This window comes from Nodosilinea sp. LEGE 07088 (assembly GCF_015207395.1).
GTDB lineage: Bacteria > Cyanobacteriota > Cyanobacteriia > Phormidesmidales > Phormidesmidaceae > Nodosilinea.
The window spans coordinates 1-17,019 of the sequence record NZ_JADEWX010000137.1 but is presented as its reverse complement, the minus strand read 5'-3'; the positions used below and the strand labels follow the sequence as shown (position 1 = coordinate 17,019).

The 17,019-nt window shown below is 52.8% G+C and carries 17 protein-coding genes; 8 read left to right on the top strand and 9 right to left on the bottom strand.

The window, feature by feature from the left end; all coding sequences use genetic code 11:
* The 3 genes from bchH to IQ254_RS22965 all read left to right on the top strand — a co-directional run.
* Positions 1-3,141: magnesium chelatase subunit H (gene bchH, locus IQ254_RS22975; RefSeq protein WP_193968486.1), on the top strand; the 3,141-nt coding region annotated here is incomplete at its 5' end.
* A 336-nt stretch (positions 3,142-3,477) separates the two neighbouring features.
* Complete coding sequence (locus IQ254_RS22970) at positions 3,478-4,656, top strand: DUF262 domain-containing protein (protein ID WP_193968485.1); 1,179 nt, start codon at positions 3,478-3,480, stop codon at positions 4,654-4,656.
* Positions 4,656-5,387: a hypothetical protein gene (locus IQ254_RS22965; protein WP_193968484.1), complete on the top strand. Its 732-nt coding sequence runs from the start codon at positions 4,656-4,658 to the stop codon at positions 5,385-5,387. Before IQ254_RS22970 ends, IQ254_RS22965 begins: the two co-directional genes overlap by 1 nt.
* Positions 5,388-5,741: 354 nt before the next feature.
* Here IQ254_RS22965 and bchD read toward each other — a convergent pair whose 3' ends face one another.
* The 4 genes from bchD to IQ254_RS22945 all read right to left on the bottom strand — a co-directional run bounded on the left by bchD (position 5,742) and on the right by IQ254_RS22945 (position 10,132).
* Positions 5,742-7,712, bottom strand: a complete 1,971-nt coding sequence (gene bchD, locus IQ254_RS22960) for a magnesium chelatase ATPase subunit D (RefSeq protein ID WP_193968483.1) — start codon at positions 7,710-7,712, stop codon at positions 5,742-5,744.
* Between the two features lie 72 nt (positions 7,713-7,784).
* Entirely contained in the window at positions 7,785-8,516 is a 732-nt protein-coding gene (locus tag IQ254_RS22955) for a metallophosphoesterase (RefSeq protein WP_193968482.1), read from the bottom strand.
* Positions 8,517-8,552: 36 nt separating this feature from the next.
* On the bottom strand, positions 8,553-9,365 hold the full coding sequence (locus IQ254_RS22950) for a metallophosphoesterase (RefSeq protein ID WP_193968481.1): 813 nt from the start codon (positions 9,363-9,365) through the stop codon (positions 8,553-8,555).
* Positions 9,362-10,132 (bottom strand): GTP-binding protein, encoded by a 771-nt coding sequence (locus tag IQ254_RS22945; protein ID WP_193968480.1) that lies wholly within the window; start codon positions 10,130-10,132, stop codon positions 9,362-9,364. The genes IQ254_RS22950 and IQ254_RS22945 overlap by 4 nt, the downstream gene beginning before the upstream one ends.
* A 73-nt stretch (positions 10,133-10,205) precedes the next feature.
* Between IQ254_RS22945 and IQ254_RS22940 the strand changes: the two genes are divergently transcribed.
* Positions 10,206-11,432, top strand: a complete 1,227-nt coding sequence (locus IQ254_RS22940; RefSeq protein WP_193968479.1) for an FAD/NAD(P)-binding protein — start codon at positions 10,206-10,208, stop codon at positions 11,430-11,432.
* A 64-nt stretch (positions 11,433-11,496) separates the two neighbouring features.
* Positions 11,497-11,862, top strand: a complete 366-nt coding sequence (locus IQ254_RS22935) for a metalloregulator ArsR/SmtB family transcription factor (protein ID WP_193968478.1) — start codon at positions 11,497-11,499, stop codon at positions 11,860-11,862.
* 71 nt (positions 11,863-11,933) lie between these two features.
* Here the strand turns inward: IQ254_RS22935 and IQ254_RS22930 are convergent, their stop codons facing one another.
* Positions 11,934-12,920, bottom strand: coding sequence for a TIR domain-containing protein (locus IQ254_RS22930; protein WP_313887540.1), 987 nt, complete (start codon positions 12,918-12,920; stop codon positions 11,934-11,936).
* A 355-nt stretch (positions 12,921-13,275) separates the two neighbouring features.
* Between IQ254_RS22930 and IQ254_RS22925 the strand changes: the two genes are divergently transcribed.
* The gene (locus IQ254_RS22925; protein WP_193968476.1) at positions 13,276-13,887 is read left to right on the top strand and encodes a cation transporter; all 612 of its coding nucleotides are present in this window, start codon (positions 13,276-13,278) and stop codon (positions 13,885-13,887) included.
* A 169-nt stretch (positions 13,888-14,056) separates the two neighbouring features.
* Here the strand turns inward: IQ254_RS22925 and IQ254_RS22920 are convergent, their stop codons facing one another.
* Positions 14,057-14,224: a metallothionein gene (locus tag IQ254_RS22920; protein ID WP_193968475.1), complete on the bottom strand. Its 168-nt coding sequence runs from the start codon at positions 14,222-14,224 to the stop codon at positions 14,057-14,059.
* A gap of 170 nt (positions 14,225-14,394) precedes the next feature.
* On the opposite strand from IQ254_RS22920, the gene IQ254_RS22915 reads away from it, so the two are divergent.
* Complete coding sequence (locus IQ254_RS22915; protein WP_193968474.1) at positions 14,395-14,748, top strand: helix-turn-helix transcriptional regulator; 354 nt, start codon at positions 14,395-14,397, stop codon at positions 14,746-14,748.
* A gap of 32 nt (positions 14,749-14,780) precedes the next feature.
* Here IQ254_RS22915 and IQ254_RS22910 read toward each other — a convergent pair whose 3' ends face one another.
* The 3 genes from IQ254_RS22910 to IQ254_RS22900 form a co-directional block, all read right to left on the bottom strand.
* The gene (locus tag IQ254_RS22910; protein WP_193968473.1) at positions 14,781-14,954 is read right to left on the bottom strand and encodes a hypothetical protein; all 174 of its coding nucleotides are present in this window, start codon (positions 14,952-14,954) and stop codon (positions 14,781-14,783) included.
* A gap of 121 nt (positions 14,955-15,075) precedes the next feature.
* The gene (locus tag IQ254_RS22905; RefSeq protein ID WP_193968472.1) at positions 15,076-15,405 is read right to left on the bottom strand and encodes a hypothetical protein; all 330 of its coding nucleotides are present in this window, start codon (positions 15,403-15,405) and stop codon (positions 15,076-15,078) included.
* Between the two features lie 2 nt (positions 15,406-15,407).
* Positions 15,408-15,923 carry a hypothetical protein gene (locus IQ254_RS22900; protein ID WP_193968471.1) on the bottom strand — a complete coding sequence of 172 codons (516 nt, stop codon included), beginning with the start codon at positions 15,921-15,923 and terminating at the stop codon, positions 15,408-15,410.
* 184 nt (positions 15,924-16,107) lie between these two features.
* On the opposite strand from IQ254_RS22900, the gene IQ254_RS22895 reads away from it, so the two are divergent.
* Entirely contained in the window at positions 16,108-16,356 is a 249-nt protein-coding gene (locus IQ254_RS22895) for a hypothetical protein (protein WP_193968470.1), read from the top strand.
* Positions 16,357-17,019 lie beyond the last annotated feature (663 nt).

Sequence of the window (17,019 nt, the reverse complement as noted above, 5' to 3'; positions counted from 1 at the left end):
CCCCATCACTCCTCCACCCCTCTCCCCATCATCGGCCTCCTCCTCTACCGCAAGCACGTCATCACCCAACAGCCCTACATCCCCCAGCTGATTCGGGCGTTTGAACAGGCGGGTTTAGTGCCCGTGCCGATCTTCATCAACGGGGTAGAGGGGCACGTGGCGGTGCGGGACTGGATGACGACGGATGATGAACAGGCGCAGCGATCGCTCGGCCATGTCCAAACACCCTCCCTATCCGAAGAGGCCGTGCGGGTGGATGCGATCGTCTCCACCATTGGCTTTCCGCTGGTGGGGGGACCTGCCGGATCGATGGAGGCGGGCCGCCAAACAGAGGTCGCGGTGCGAATTTTGTCGGCCAAGAATGTGCCCTACCTCGTGTCGGCACCGCTGCTAATTCAAGACATTCATTCTTGGACGCGGCAGGGGGTGGGCGGCTTGCAGAGTGTGGTGCTGTACGCCCTACCGGAGTTGGATGGCGCGATCGACCCGGTGCCGCTGGGAGGACTGGTCGGCGAGGATATTTACCTGGTGCCAGAGCGGGTGAAGCGGCTGATTGGACGAGTCAAAAGCTGGGTATCGCTGCGGCAAAAACCGGTAGCGGAACGCAAACTGGCGATCGTTCTCTACGGCTTTCCGCCGGGGTACGGTGCGGTGGGCACCGCCGCGTTGTTAAACGTGCCCCAGTCATTGCTCAACCTGCTCCAAACCCTACGGGCAGCGGGATACACCGTGGGCGATTTGCCTGAAAATGGCGAAACCCTAGTAGAGTGGGTCAAAGACGCCGACGAAGCGGATCCCCGTTTGCCGAGAACCCCGGCTTCTCCGAGCAGCCGGGGTTCTGATGCCCCCTCAACCGTTCACGTGCGGCAGTTGGAGAAGTGGCTGGGCTATTTGCTCACCACCCGCGTTGAAAAGCAATGGGGCGAGTTGACCCGCACGGGCATCAAAACCTTTGACGACGACTTTCTGCTGGGCGGTGTCCAGTTAGGCCATGTGTGGATTGGGGTACAGCCGCCGTTAGGCCTTTCCGGTGACCCAATGCGCCTGATGTTTGAGCGCGACCTGACGCCCCATCCTCAGTACGCGGCCTTTTACCAGTGGCTGCAAAAGGATTTTGGGGCAGATGTGGTGCTGCACTTTGGCATGCACGGCACGGTGGAATGGCTGCCGGGGTCGCCCCTCGGCAATACGGGCTACTCCTGGCCGGATATTTTGCTGGGCAACCTGCCGCACCTCTATGTATACGCGGCCAACAATCCCTCCGAGTCGATCCTGGCGAAGCGGCGGGGGTATGGCGTCCTGATTTCCCACAATGTGCCCCCCTACGGACGGGCCGGGCTGTACAAAGACCTGGTGGCTCTAAGAGAGCTGATCGCAGAGTATCGCGAAGATCCTGACAAGAATGACCTGCTGCGGGAGGCGATCTGCAAAAAAATTACCGATACCGGGCTGGAAGCCGACTGCCCCTTTGCTGAGGCGCGCCAGCTCGGCATGGACTTTACTCTCGAAACGGCGCGCATGTTCAGCAAAGCGTCGCTGCTGAGCTATTTCGGTACCCTGTATGAGTATTTGCAGGTGTTGGAAAATCGCCTGTTTTCTTCAGGCTTGCACGTGCTGGGGCAGGTGCCAGATGCGGGTACCCGCTATAGCTACCTGGAAGCCTATTTTGGCGATGCGCTCAAGCCTGCGGTGCTGAAAGCCTTGAGCGAACTGGATATGACCGATCGCGATCGCGCCCAGTGGTCCCGCCTCGTCGATGACCTGATGCTGCATCACTATGGGGCTGAAGCAGATGCGCCCCTGCGGGCAACCGTCCGCCCCAAACTTGAGGAAGGGCTAGAGATTTGCGATCGCCTCTCCCAAACCACCGACGAACTGACTAATCTGGTTCGCGGGCTGAATGGTGAATACATTCCCCCCGCCCCCGGTGGCGATCTGTTGCGGGATGGTCCCGGTGTGCTGCCGACGGGGCGCAACATTCACGCGTTGGACCCCTACCGCATGCCGTCCCCCGCCGCCTATGAGCGGGGCCGCCGCATCGCCCACCAAATTCTGGCCCAGCACCAGGCAGAGCACGGCACCTATCCCGAAACGGTGGCGGTGATGCTGTGGGGGCTGGACACCATCAAGACCAAGGGAGAAGCGATCGGGACGCTGCTGGAACTGGTGGGCGCCGAGCCCATCAAAGAAGGGACTGGGCGCATCGTACGCTATGACCTGATGCCGCTGGCGCAGCTTGGGCATCCTCGCATTGACGTGCTGGGCAACCTTTCGGGTATCTTCCGCGACAGCTTTGTCAACATTCTGGAACTGCTGGACGATCTGTTTCGCCGCGTCGCGGTCGCCGACGAGCCGGAAGAGCAAAACTTCATTCGCAAGCATGTACTGGCGCTCCAGGCGCAGGGGGTCGAAAATCCGACGGCGCGGCTGTTCTCGAATCCCGCTGGGGATTATGGCTCGCTGGTGAACGATCGCGTTGTGGACGGCAACTGGGAATCAAACGAAGAGCTAGGTCAGACCTGGCGCGATCGCAATGCCTTCAGCTATGGTCGCGGCGATCAAGGCCAAGCCCGACCGGAAATCCTCGATAGCCTGCTCAACACCACAGGCCGCATCGTTCAACAAATCGACTCCGTAGAATATGGCCTCACCGACATTCAGGAGTATTACGCCAACACTGGAGCACTCAAACAGGCCGCCGAACAGCGCCAGGGGCACCGCGTGACCGCCAGCTTCGTCGAAAGCTTCTCCCAAGACACGACGCCCCGGAAACTGGAAGACCTGCTCCGCATGGAGTACCGCACGAAGCTGCTGAATCCTAAATGGGCCGAGGCGATGGCGGCCCAGGGATCAGGCGGGGCTTACGAAATTTCTCAGCGGATGACGGCGATGATTGGCTGGGCCGGGACGACGAATTTCCAAGACGATTGGGTCTACGATCAGGCCGCCGAAACCTATGCGTTCGATGCCGCCATGGCCGAGCAGCTCCGTCAAGCCAATCCCGAAGCCTTTCGCAATATCGTGGGACGGATGCTGGAAGCCCACGGGCGCGGCTACTGGTCGGCTGAGGATGAGGTGATCGATAAGCTGCAAACGCTCTATGACCAGGCCGATGAAGTATTGGAAGGTGTCGCTTTATAGCCGGGATCATCTTGCCCCGAGCAAGGATTCCGGCTTGGTTGTAGCAGCGGTAAAATTCTGGTCGTTAAGGCTAGAGTGGTTGCGGCGTGGGACAGCCACTTATAGCTATGATTATTAAAGAGGATAGCAACACCTAATAAGTATAGCAAAACCGTTCTACACAAATACTCGTCTCAGAATAGGGTTGAAAGTCGTCAGAAAGCCTTGTTGCACGTTTGTCCTGTCACCTTTAAGGGGTTCTAACATTAGCTAAAATCTCTTCTCTGATGTTATATCTACTTTAAGAATCGCAACACATCAATAACAAGTGTCAAAAATTAAGGAAAGTAATTTCTCATGGAGAATAGAACTTATTATGGAGAATATTCTCTATGGCACTGGATTGAACTGGTACTAAAACAGAATATAGTCCTTCCGCCATATCAACGTTACTTTGTATGGAATGAAAAAAAGGTAAATACTCTAATAAAGTCTTTCAAAGAAAAACAATTTGTTCCACCTGTTACGATTGGTGCATTTAAAATCGAAGATACAAATAAAAATTTGATACTTGATGGACAGCAAAGAATAACAAGCATATTGTTGGCCTATCTTGGTTTGTATCCTGATGAACAAACCTATAGAAGTACAATACAACGATTCGCCAATGATAATGACGAAGCAGAAGAAGCAGAAGAAGCGCGATTTGATAATATTCTCGAATGGAACGTAGAAGAGCTAACAAAAAAAGGTAGAAGGAAAGACGTAATACTCGAAAAAGTTGTAGATGGCAACTATAAATCTATAGACTTAGACATTGATGAAGAATTCCTCAAAAAAAATTTTTTAGGTTTCTCATATTTAGTTCCACAGGTGAAAGACGAAAACGAACAACAAAAATATTATTCATCTGTATTCAGAAATATAAATATACAAGGTGAACCTTTGCTTCCGCAACAAAGCAGAGCTTCTTTGTATTTTCTGGATCAAGATCTGGTTGATTTTTTCTCTCCTGAGTTTGGTAAAGAAATTAAAATAAAAGTAGGTAGTAGTGAGACTCAAGCTGACTTTGTCAGGTACTTATCCCTCTTGTCGCAGTACTATAAAAATAAAAGCGAAGCTGGAGTCGCAAGAGGCTACAAGGCAAAGATGGAAAAATTTTATGAAGAATATATCTATGCTTCAGTCAATGATGTAAGGACAGAAGCTTATGGCAAGTTCTCAGATGTTTTTCCAGGCAAGGAATATAGAGGCGAGTTTGAAAAGTTGAGAACTTCCTTGGATGAATTAGATATACCTAAAGAGTATACTTCTATTATTGATTTAGACACACATCTCTTTGGCTTAACCTATCAAATTCTTTTTGAGAAAAAAACAATTAATACCTCAAATAAGGATGATTTGAAACAGGAGCTAGATAGAATAACGCAAGAGTTCAAGGGTAACGATTCACATAGAAGGAGCCCAAATAATTTAGGAAACTTAAGGATGCGCATTAAACAATCAATATCTATTTATGAGAGATATAGAATCTAATGAGCCACAATAGTTTTATCCTGTCTCCGGTTGACCGGACTTTAGAAGATGCCATCTCTGCAAGTATGGGAATAGGTAGTGGAATAGAGACTTATCCTCTATGCGATTATATAATGCAGTCCGTTTTTCTGAAAATGACTGGATCACAAGAGCAGAAAATGAAATGCATTTGTTGGGAATTGGCAACTAACGATTATGAGTACAGATATGCTAGATATACTCAAAGTCCATTAGGTGAGTGTTCAAATTACAAAGACAAGAATAATATATATAAAGACCTTATACAACAAATAGAAAAGCATATTTCACATCCTTACAATACGAATGAAGCAACTAGAATAGATATGTTATGCAAAACAAAATCATCAATAGATCAAGTATTCTCAGATTCAAACTTATTGATATGGGCTCAAAAAAGCTTCTATGAATACTGCAATATATGGAGAGATGTTACGCATAAATACTTCGCAACTAATAGTACAAACTTATTTTCAGAGGTTTCCTGCTCTTATTCACTAAAGAAAATGTATGAAAATCACTTGTATAAATATAGGAATAGAATTGCTCATAATACACAGTCGTACCAACAAAATTTGCCAACTTTGAAAACGCTTGAAGATGACTATCATAGATATGAAAACTACTTTATTTATTTTGCTATATTGATATTGATTGATAACATTTTCACGCACATATATAGGGACTATTTGCAGACTCTTGAAGAGGCTTGACAGTATAGCCGGTGCCGGAGTGTTACCGCTTGCAGGTCTTTTTGCCGTGGCTTTTGAATTTACCCAGCGACGACGGACGCCTCAACTCTGTTTTGAAACTAGCCAAATAGTTGCCCCCAATCGGCACTAATCTCCAGATACCGCAAGGGTTCGCCATAATCGGGCAGATGATAGCTCAGGCGTTTCCAACCATACCTCTAAAGCGATGTCGTCCAAAATCATTCCATGGCTTGTATGTGAGCCTTAACGACCAAAAGTTTTCCATTGCTAAAACTAAGCTATTCCGAGATAGAAGTCCTGACGGAGTAAAGCTTAAGCAATCCCCAATCCCCAATCTAAAATCCAAAATGGGTACTAAAGGGGACGTAATTCGTCGATCACCTGCTGGGTGGTGGCGGCGATCGCGCGATCGCTCGCTTTGGGCAGCGCATAATAGGTGCCCTGGGCTTGCCGAGCCAGTTCTTTGGCCAATCCCTTAGAGCGGTAAGGGTTTTCGGTGTCGATGACCAGGAGCTGCATGCCGAGCGATCGCATCACTCCCGCAATCCGCAGCAGTTCAGTCTTGGGGTCAGCCTTTTCCCCGTTCCCGTTCCCAGCGACGCCTCCTAGCGATCGGGAGAGGGAAATGTTGGCGCGACCATCGGTGATCAGCACCACAATCACCTGACCAATATCTTTGCTACGCAGGGCGTTTTGTCCCGTGCGAATGGCCAGGGCGAGGCCGTGAGCCAGGGGCGACCCACCGCCACAGGGCAGGCGATCGAGGCGACGACGGGCCGCCGTGATGGAGCGGGTCGGGGGCAGCGCCACGTTGGCCTGTTCGCCCCCAAAGGTGATCAACGCGATCTGGTCACGGTGGCGATAGGCTTCCCCTAGCAGTTGCAGCGCAGCGCCTTTCGCCGCCTGCATCCGGTTCAGCGCCATTGACCCCGAGGCGTCCACCACGAAGATGATCAGAGCCCCCGCCTTCCGCGCCAGCCGTTTGACCCGCACGTCGTCAGATTCGATAATCAGGCGGCGACCGGGCTGGCGGCGATGCCGCGCCTTTTGATAGGGGGCTGCGGCTCGCAACGTGGCATCCACCGCAATGCGCTGGATCGGGCCTTTGGGAAACATCGGTTTCACGTAGCGTCCCCGCTCTTGGGAAAAGATCAGCCCGCGGCCTCCGGCTTTCCCTTTTTGACGGCGCGCTTTTTGGGCAAAAGCCAGGACGGTCGGATCGAGCACGACTCCCTCTGGCGTGAAGACAAACTCCTCAGGCAGGGAAGTGGTTTCGGGCTTGGGCGGCGCGGATTCCGGTTCGGCGGCGTCGGGATCAGGAGGCGTTTCATCGGGCAATGGCGGCGGTGGTGGTGGAGATTCAGCCGGGGGCTCGACCACTGTAGCTCGGGGGACGATGGCGAGTTCTACCCCACAGCGCAAATCCTCAGCGGTGACGCTTAGCCGTCCGTTGAGCGCAGCATGGGCCTTAGCAATGTGCGTGGCGAACAGCTCGCCCCGTTGCCCTTCCACCTGACCGCGAATGGCTTCTTGGACAAGATAGCCGATTTGCTCAGGGGTGATTTGCACCTGGGGCAACCATTCGCGAGCCAGCAAAATTTGCAGTTTCAGGTCTTCAACCTCGTCCGCATACTGGGCCAAAAAGGGCTGGGGCGCATCCATGTAGGTCAAGACCCGTTCCGCTGCGGTTACGCGATCGGCCAGGCTCAGAGGGGCATCGGCGGAGAGGGCGATCGCAAAGCGGTCCACCAGATGCTCTCGGAGTTCGCCTTCTTCAGGATTGTAGGTCGCGATGAATAGCGGCCGACAGGGATGCTCGATGCTAATGCCTTCGCGCTCGATGCGATTCGTGCCCTCAGCCAGGATGGTCAGCAGTAAATTCGAGATGTGTTCATCCAGCAGGTTGATATCGTCGACGTACAAAACGCCCCGGTGCGCTTCCGCCAGCAATCCCGGCTGAAAGACGGGTTCTCCCCGCTGAATTGAGCGGGTCACATCGACGGAGCCCAGCAACCGATCTTCGGTGACGCCCAGGGGGATCTGCACAAAGGGGGGCGGGATGATGCGAGTACCAAGGGCATCAAGGTCAGCCTCAGCAGGCATTTCGTTGTAGGGAGACGATTTGAGGACGGCGATCGGTGGCGACAAGGCATGGAGGGCGCGGGCCATGACAGATTTGGCGGTGCCACGACGTCCAGCAATGATGACACCGCCCAACTCCGGATCCACTGCCAGCAATAGCAGGGCAAGACGGATCGCCCCATGACCCACAATGGCAGGCAATGGAAAGGTCGAAACCGTCGGCAAGGATTGGTCTGGGGACATGGCACCACCCCTTTCCTTTATGCTGTCATATCCAGCATCAAAAAGAGCCGTTCCTGCCTATGTCCTACACACTTACACCGCCCCAAATCCCTTGCCCTGGGTACCGTAGCGTACTGTTCGGAAACTTACCGCATTGGTGTATGGGCTGTACAGCGTGTAAGTGGCCTTCCCAGGTTCTTTGCCGACACTGCCGACGCCGACAATCTGGCGATCGCGCACCGTCTGAGTCATTGTTTGCGCTGCGGCATCCAGCGTCGTCACGGTGGATGTCACCGCCCCTTCAGGAATTTTCAGGTGAAAGGTCTGCCCCGATCGCCCACAAAACAGCGTATTGGCATCTGCCCGCAGCAGTCGATCGCACAACTGAATCGCAGGTGTGCCCGGTGTGAGTTCATCGGCATAGCTGACGGTACTCCCGTGGATCAGTAAACAATCCAGCTCATGAAAGCCAAAGTGGAGCGATCGCAGCCAGCGCACCGACTCCCGCGATACCGATTCCCACAGTTGCTTAACCCCATCACCCCCGAATTGCGCCATCAGTTCAGGGGCATCTGGTAGACCACTCAGCCCATGCAGGCTAAAGCACTGCTCTTCCCACCAACCGATACAAACCTGAGGGTCGAGTTCTCCAGGGCGCGGTGATTGCAACCGCCGAATCACGGCCTCATTGTCCCCTTTCAGCCCAATCACATCTCCCAAAGCATAGAGTGCTGTGACTGGGCTACGCTGTTGTCGAATATCCTGCAACACGGCTTCATAGGCTGCTAAATTTCCCTCAATGCCACTTAGAATTGCCCACTGCACGCCTGAGTCTCCCAACAGTTCTTTATTGACAACAACTCACCGCTGACACACATGACTCGGATCGTCTGCCCGTTCAGCAAACTCCATGCCCCGTGCCAATCGCCAAGCAAAAATAGGAGGCAAGCCCTCTTCCAGAATTGCCATGCAGGTTTTGGCAACTTCGTAGGGGACTTCTCTGAGTTCCACCTGCGCTGTATCTGTGTCATAGAGAACATACGTGGCATTGGGGCGACCATGGCGAGGCTCGCCCACTGACCCGACGTTAACAATTTGCTTCACAGGCGTTTTGAACTGGGTTTCCAACGCATCTTTGCCCGGTCGCTGAACACTAACGGTTAAGGTTCCATCTCCCAGGTTCCGCACATAGGGAACATGGGTATGACCGCAGAACAAAACATCCGCATCTGTCGAAAGGACTCGTTCCAGTGCGGCAAAGCTATCCATGCTGGGCAGTAGGTATTCGTGCTGGCTATTTGGACTGCCATGCACAAAACAAAGATTATCCAGTCGCAACGTCATGGGCAGCGTTGCCAGATACTCCCGCACCTTTGGACGAATGACGGTGTTTGTCCACTCATGGGCCAGTCGTCCCCGCTTCTCCGCCAGTTGGGACGGATAACTGCATTCGCAGGCATTCAATCCCTCGACAATATCTTCATCCCAACAGCCCTGAACGGTCGGAATATCGAGGGAGCGAATCAGTTCAACGACGGCATTGGGATAGGGGCCATAGCCCACCAAATCCCCCAGACAGTAGATCTGGTCTGCCTTTTGAGCATCGATATCAGACAACACCGCATTCAACGCTTCGTAGTTGCCGTGAATGCAGGAAATGACGGCTAGTTTCATGCCAAGACACTCTCCTCTGGGTTGATTTCATCAGAAATTAGGGCTTTGTACTGTTCCTGGTAGTGGGCGATCGCGCCATCCGATAAACACCCATCCCGCACGGTTTGAGCAATGGTCTCCTGTTCCAGGTTCCAGCCCACAACCTCAATGCCACTGAAGCGATCAGGACGGCCCGACCGCCAATGTGGAAGGTTCAATTCGGTGTATTCGATGCCGGGTAATCCCTTTACAAAATCAACGTGAAAGGCGCGACCATCCGGCAGTTCAAAAATTCCTTTGACTCGATGCACATTACCGTAAGCACCGCCCGTCAGTTCAATCAACATCTCATCTAGACTTGGGGGGTCAAAAACCTGTCCGGTTAACGGTGCCCGCCAGAGCTGCGCCGCTTGCAGATCAAGCGTCGAGTGATTGCCACAGATCACCTCATCGGCCCAGAGCTGCCAACCCGCATCGCGATTCTCCTCAGCCACCAGCGCCACTCGGCGGTGGGGCCGAGCTTCCAATAGCGGCACGTCTGTCTCTAGCTGAAAACCCAGCTCAAAATAGATTGGCACCTCAGCCGCCAAGCGCTGTAGCAATTCCTTTTCGGGCCGGTGATGAAAAATTTCGACCTGGGGAAACCGCGCCGTCACGCGGGTGGCATCAATGGGCACCGTATCGGCTCCCAGCGCGATGTAAACCGCAGGCATCGGCATCTGAGCCAACTCCTGCAGAATCCAGGTGGTTTTGCCTGCGCCGCAGGGGCCAGCGACGACGGTAATCATAGGCTTGCAAGGCGGTAACGATAATCATTATCATATTGCTCACATCCTATTTGAGCAACCTCAGTCAACCGCTATGGCTCAATCGCAAACCGATATTGCCGTCATTGGGGCCGGACCGCAGGCCCTCACCCTGGTGACCCATGTATTACAAAAGAAGGCGAAACTGCGCGATCGCATCCAGGTATTTGACCCCAGTGGCACCTGGATGACCCAGTGGCAGCAGCAGTTTGCTGCCCAAGAAATTGCCGGATTGCGCTCCCCTGCCGTCCATCATCCTGACCCCGATGCCCATGCTTTGCGCACCTTTGCTGAGGGGCGCTACGACGAACTGCATCCCCCCTACGACCGTCCTGGCACGCGCCTGTTTCAAGCGTTTTGCGACACGGTGGTGCAGCGTTGGCAGGTGCGAAATTATGTGGTGCCAGCAGCAGTCACCCGGCTGGAGCCCCTGCAAAAAAGACCTGCCCGATTTCGGTTGACCTTATCTACAGAGGAGACCGTGCTGGCGCGGCGGGTCGTGCTAGCTGCCGGAGGTGGGCAGCCCTATCGGCCCGATTGGGTCAAGCAAATTAACGCTACCTATCCCCCAGAACGGTTATGCCATGCCAGCCAGATTCGGTTACCGGCCCTTAGTTCCCTCGCGGGTGAAACCGTACTCATCGTGGGCAGTGGCTTGACCAGCGGGCACCTGGCGGTCGGGGCTGTGAAGCGAGGGGCAAACGTGGTGATGATGGCGCGGCGAACGTTTCAGGAAAAGCTTTTCGATGCTGAGCCGGGGTGGCTGGGGCCAAAATACCTGAAAGGCTTTCACGCCGAACCGGATATGCAGGCCCGCTGGCAGATGGTGCAGCAAGCCCGCAACGGCGGCTCCCTTACTCCCGAGATGATGACTCAATTGCGACGACTCGAACGGCAGGGGCAGCTCACGGTTTATGAGCACTGCCAGGTGGCCAAAGCTGAGTGGAAAGGGGAGGCCTGGAAAGTCTGCTGCGACAACTACTCGGTACATGATTGCCTGGCTCACCAACCTATTCACCGCGTCTGGCTGGCGACAGGAACGACCCTGGATATCCAAACCCATCCCCTGTTAGCAGACGTCTGGAAACACTACCCCATCGCCACCGTTAACGGCTTGCCCATATTGGATGAACATCTGCGCTGGCCGGGGTGTGAACTCTTTTTGATGGGGCCGTGGGCGGCGCTGCGAGTCGGTCCCGTCGCACGGAATTTATTTGGCGGAAAGCTGGCCTCCGATCGCATCGTGCCCGCCCTGACGAAAGCCACCCTATCGTTTGCCTAATCATCTACCCACGCTGAACAAAGCCCATGCGCCATAATGAGCCCATACAACCCTTGATCCACTCGTGAGCAACTCTAAGCCCAAGGACGTTTGCCAAATTCGGTGCTTCAACACCGAGCTGGTAAACCACGTCCACAATACGCTGCCCAGCGAAGACACCCTGGAGACGGCACAGATTATCTTTGGCGCGTTAAGCGATCGCTCACGCCTAAAAATTCTGTACGCCCTCAGCCATGACCAGGAACTCTGCGTCTGCGATATTGCCACTCTACTAGAGGTGAAAGTCGCGACCGCTTCCCATCATCTGCGCAAGCTGCGGGACTTGAAGATTCTCAAATACCGCAACGATGGTAAGCTGGCCTACTATTCGCTGCGCGATCGGCGAGTATCCGAGATTCTTAACTATTCACTGAGACAGTTAGTGGATTAAGGATTACAAGGATTGGGCATGTCTCTAACGCCTTAACATAGGTGCGTTTGACCGACGCCTGCAGCAATTTGTCATGCATTGGCCCCAACGAGGCTAAATTCGACAAGAAAACAGTTTGCAATGACGGCAATGAATGTTACGAATCGTTCGCTGCCAGAGGAATCCTCGAAGTGCATGGGATTTCCGATGCTGAAAGTAGCTGGCTGAAGTTTCCCGCCATCCACAGCGATGTTTTTCGTATAAACATACAGCCGATTTGAGGAATCATGAATCGAATTCATCGAACCGGATAAACCGGGGATAGAATCCCATCCCCCGAGGCTTATTAGGGACCCCGTATCTTCAATAGGATGAAATTTTACGGCGAGATCATTAGCTGGATCGAATTCCCTCGCATGGTACGCCGGAAATGACCTGTGAGCGCAAAAGACGTCGTAGAGTTGGCGCTTCTTCACTTCAAATTCTGCGTGACCGGTGTCGGACGTCTTGGCCCGAAGATAGGTTCCGTTTGAAGCTACAAGCATTACATCAACGTTGACTACTGGCCTCCCAACTTGGTCATGCACTGAGATGGTCGTACGAACAGGGTCGCCGCCCGGACCCATCGTTCCAGATGGCCTTTTTGGGGCAGGCCAAAGAGCTATCCCAGAGAGCACGAGCTTTTCCTCAACCGCTGCAGCCAGTTCATCCGGGCCGATGGTGCGGAGGTCTAAGTAGCCAACCGTTTCGTTTAAACCAGGTACTTCAGTATCGTCGAAGCGAGTCGGCAAAATATATTCTGAACTTTCGGAGAATGCCCTGGTTTGAGCGGCACGACGCTCATGACGAGCCCATAACTTTTGCGCGTAGTGCTCGGAAATGAACATGACCGTGTACAAAGCCTTGCTCTTGTAAACGTCGCTCAAATGCTCGTACAGATCTTTGCCCCAAAGGTCGACCTGCTCGTACTTATCGTAAAAGACCTCGACGCCTGCACGGCGAAGATGGTTCGCTACCTGTTCGACGTAACCTCTATCTTCTCCTGCGAATGACAAGGCAACGTGGTACTTAACGCTCACAGGGTGTCTCCCGACGCATAAAAACTGATTAGAGAAAATCATTCCACCTAACGCGATAGGCTCTTAAACCCATCAAAATACCCATGCTGTAGGGACTTTAATGGAATTTGATCACATCTCAGGTTGGGTGTTTAGGCAGACTGTGACGCCCCTACAAATTGTAACTTCTGGCTCTGGAGGATTTACTCCGTGCTGCAACCATTTGATCGCTTCCCTAGAGCCAGGCACCAATCCTGAAGGGCTAATCTCCCTTCGCCGTAACCGAGCCTTGCTGGATTTCTGAAATCATTCAAATGAACGTCATAATGTTTTATCCTTATATTCAAACATTCGTTTGAGCGTTTGGATAAAAGCAATGGCCGATCACTGTTGTCAGCACAAGGCTGAAGCCCTGACTCAGCTCAAGAAGCGTCAGGCTCGGGTGCTTTGGGTGGTGATGGGGATTAACTTAGCGATGTTTGTCGTCGAGTTTGGAGCCGGTCTCCGAGCCGATTCCCTCTCGCTGACGGGAGATTCGCTGGATATGCTGGGAGACGCCTTGGTCTATGGCACTAGCCTCTATGTGATTCATCGCAGTACCAAAGCACAGGCTGGAGCAGCCCTGCTGAAGGGGGTGATTATGTTTGGCTTTGCGATCGCCGTCTTCGCCCGTGCCGTCTACCAATTTGTGGCCGGGGCGGCACCCACCGCAGAAATCATGGGCTTCGTGGGCTTCCTGGCACTGGTGGCCAACCTGATCTGCCTGCTGCTGCTCACCCGCCATCGCCAGGACAACTTGAACATGTCCTCCGTCTGGCTCTGCTCCCGCAATGACATTATTGCCAACACGTCAGTTTTGGCGGCGGCGGGGCTGGTGTTGCTTACCGAGTCCCCGATACCGGATTTGTTAGTGGGTCTACTGCTCACTGTCGTTTTTGCCCGTTCTGCCGGAACGGTGTTGTCGCAATCCTGGCGGGCGATCGCATGAGCGGCTATTTGGGTGATGAAGCGTGTACCGCCCCTTTCTGGAGCGCTGTAATCTTTTGGGGTGAGATCAGCGCTGTTGAAGGAAATAGAGACAGACAGCAGTGGCCTGAATCATGGCTCGCAGTGCTTACCGAGAAAAGTCAGCACAACCCCTGCTGCCTGTCCAGAATTTAGCTGTGACATGTACAGCCCGTATGGCCACAGCCAGAACCCTCGGTATGACCGTTCGCACAGGCGTTGCTGCAATAGTAATGACCCTCTTTTTCAACGGCCTTGCTAGTGTCCACAATGCACAGGCAAGAGTCACAGGCACATTTCATTTGAGTAACAGTCGTCATGGCAATCTCCTAAACCGATAGAATGGCACAAACACTTGAACATCCGTTCAGGTATCACCATAACACTTGAATGCTTGTTCAGGTATCAAGGCTACAAATTCTTTAGCTTTGGCCAGGTGGTTGAGCGATCGCTAGAGGTACTACTGCTGCTGTTGGATATCGGCTGATTGATGTCAGACTCTGAAGAAGCGATACAGGCGATCGGGGAGAATGCCCCGGTCAGTGAAATTCTGAGCGTTGAGAAGGCCCAGCGAATGGCTGAGTTTTTTGGTGTGCTCGGTGATCCCAATCGATGGCGCATTTTGTCTGCGCTCGCATCCCGAGAATTGCCCGTGGGCGAGTTGGCTGAGGCCGTCGAGATGAGTGAATCCGCAGTTTCCCATCAGTTACGAGTGCTGCGAACCATGCGGTTAGTCAGCTACCGCAAGCGGGGACGTAATGTTTACTACTGCTTGAAAGACAAGCATATTTTTAATCTTTATCAGGAAGCCTCAGAGCATTTAGATGAACCCGATGATGGCTAATTCATGACGACCCCTAGGCCGCCACTATGGCCCTAGGAACAAACAGTGTCACCCCCGGCATTGATGATGGTTGAAGCATCAAAATCGCGAGCGCTGAATGCGCCTTCTACCGTTAGCTCATCGCCGACCGACACACTTTGCTGAGTGTTATCGCCGCACACATCCCAGGCATCCACATTGACGGTGCGATCGCCTTTGCGTCCCATATAAGGAAGCTAGCGAGTGCGGCTCGTTCTAGAAAACTGGACAAGATAAGTCAGAACAAAGGGCTAGAACTCGAAATCGGTGGCTAGGGAATCTATCGAACTGTCAGACTGGTTCGTTCAGCTAGGAAGACACTAGCAGGTCAAAGTGAATTTTTTGATTGAGCTGATTGATCGTACGTTCTCTGGCGTAATCGGCGGCGGCGCGGGCCGCTTCAGCCAGCACAACAGCTACCGTAGGCAAATCAGGCTTAGACTTGGCCGAAATCAGGTATCCCAGCGATCGCAGGTAGTGGTCATCCAGATGAGTCGCCGCCAAGAGTCGCAGCATGACTGCATCACCCTGTTGGAAAGTGTCTAGGGCTTTGGAGCGGATATCTGTCGTCGGTTCACCCAAGACATCGAGGACGGTATCAACGGCCTTGAGAACCTGTTCGGGGAGGGGTTGGGACATGTCTAAACCTTTCTTTCCGGTAATGAGCAAGTGGCATCAAACTCAAGCTGGGGAGCATAGTTTGTTGCCCAATAGCGATCAAAATGCTGAGCCACAATACGGCTGACGACCTGAGACATCGGACCAAGGTCAACTAACTTGCAGGTTTTGAGCAGCACTAGATTAAAGCCACCCATAGAGAGCGTGTTGTAAAGTCGCTTGTTCTCTGCCCCCGTTGGCACAGGTGGCACAGTATCTAATGGAGTTGCGCCAAAGGCGGGTCGCCCAGCCAGATAAGGATGCAGATCGTCGTCTGAGCCATCCCGCAAAGTTTTATACCATTCGCTCACAGCCATCCCCCTGGCCTCACAGTCTTTGTAGGCACAGTCAACGTAATAGTCACGGTTGACCTTAAAGAATGCTTGGATGCATTGCTTAACCAGATCTTTAGACGACCAGTGCAGCCCAACACAGGCTTGGTCGTACCGTGAGCGGGTTTCCGCATCCATATAGATGTAGTTGATCCTTAAGTCGGGCATTGGGGACAGATAATCAGCACTCACCTCGCTAAGCACAAATTTAACTGACCCTAAACACAAAATAGCATCAATAGAACTATAAATACATTAAATAGAATTATCTGTGCTATATGTTGATTGGGGTTGTGGCGCTTCGGCGTTCAACCTGACCATTCTCTGGTGTTCTAAGCTGTGAGTAACCTCCATGCCCAAAGCCTTTCTCCCTGCTGCCCTGTCTTCCCCGAGCCTGCAAGTGACTTTGGAGCCTGCCACTGAACCGGGGCGCGAGATCATTCGCATCCTGGTTATCGGCCCTGCCTATGGAGTCGAACGCATTGTTCACGAACTCTTTCGCCTTGGCTTTGCCGAAGTGCGTGAATGGAGCAAACCTCAGCCCACGGGACGCGCCAATGAGGTCATGCGGGTGCTCACTCGCTATGTGCTAACCGAGTAGTGCTAGAAGACTCGTGATTGCTAGACACCAGGTCGTAGGAGATGAAGTTGATGAATAGTGTATTGCCCAAAGCTCAAATTAGCGTTCTAAAAACCATGGTGCAAGTCTGTACCCTCTACAACTGTCCTATCTACAGCGACTGAATCATCTATACCTGGGTGATCGTCCATCGGTATACTGCTCCACGGTCTGAAGCGACGTGCCTTGCTTATCTTACTAAAAACGAGAATATGGCCCCTGAAGCAGGAGCACCGCGCCTCCATCTCCCGGTGCCCTACACCCAGTGGGGCATTTGCCTTGAATATGGCCATTAATTTTTGACCACTAACACCTGAGTCACGGCTCCAGAACCGCCTAAGCAGTAGGCTTGTCGTTTCGCTCGTGCTCGTTGCCGTCGTGCGGCTCGTTTGAACGAACCATTTACCACTCCAAAGATGTCCAACAACGCCTAAACATCTATAAAAACTAGGGTTTTGGTGCCCTATTGAGATAAGGGGATCTCGGTTAATTGAGTTTTTTGAACAGCGACGTCTCATTTGAGCCCTTCACGAACAGCGACGCTGTTCGATAAACCTGAAAGAAACCCTATAACCAGGCTCTCTCACGTTTAGGGCTTATAGACTGCTGAGGTGCTCTGACAGCTAAAACCGATTAGTCACTGGT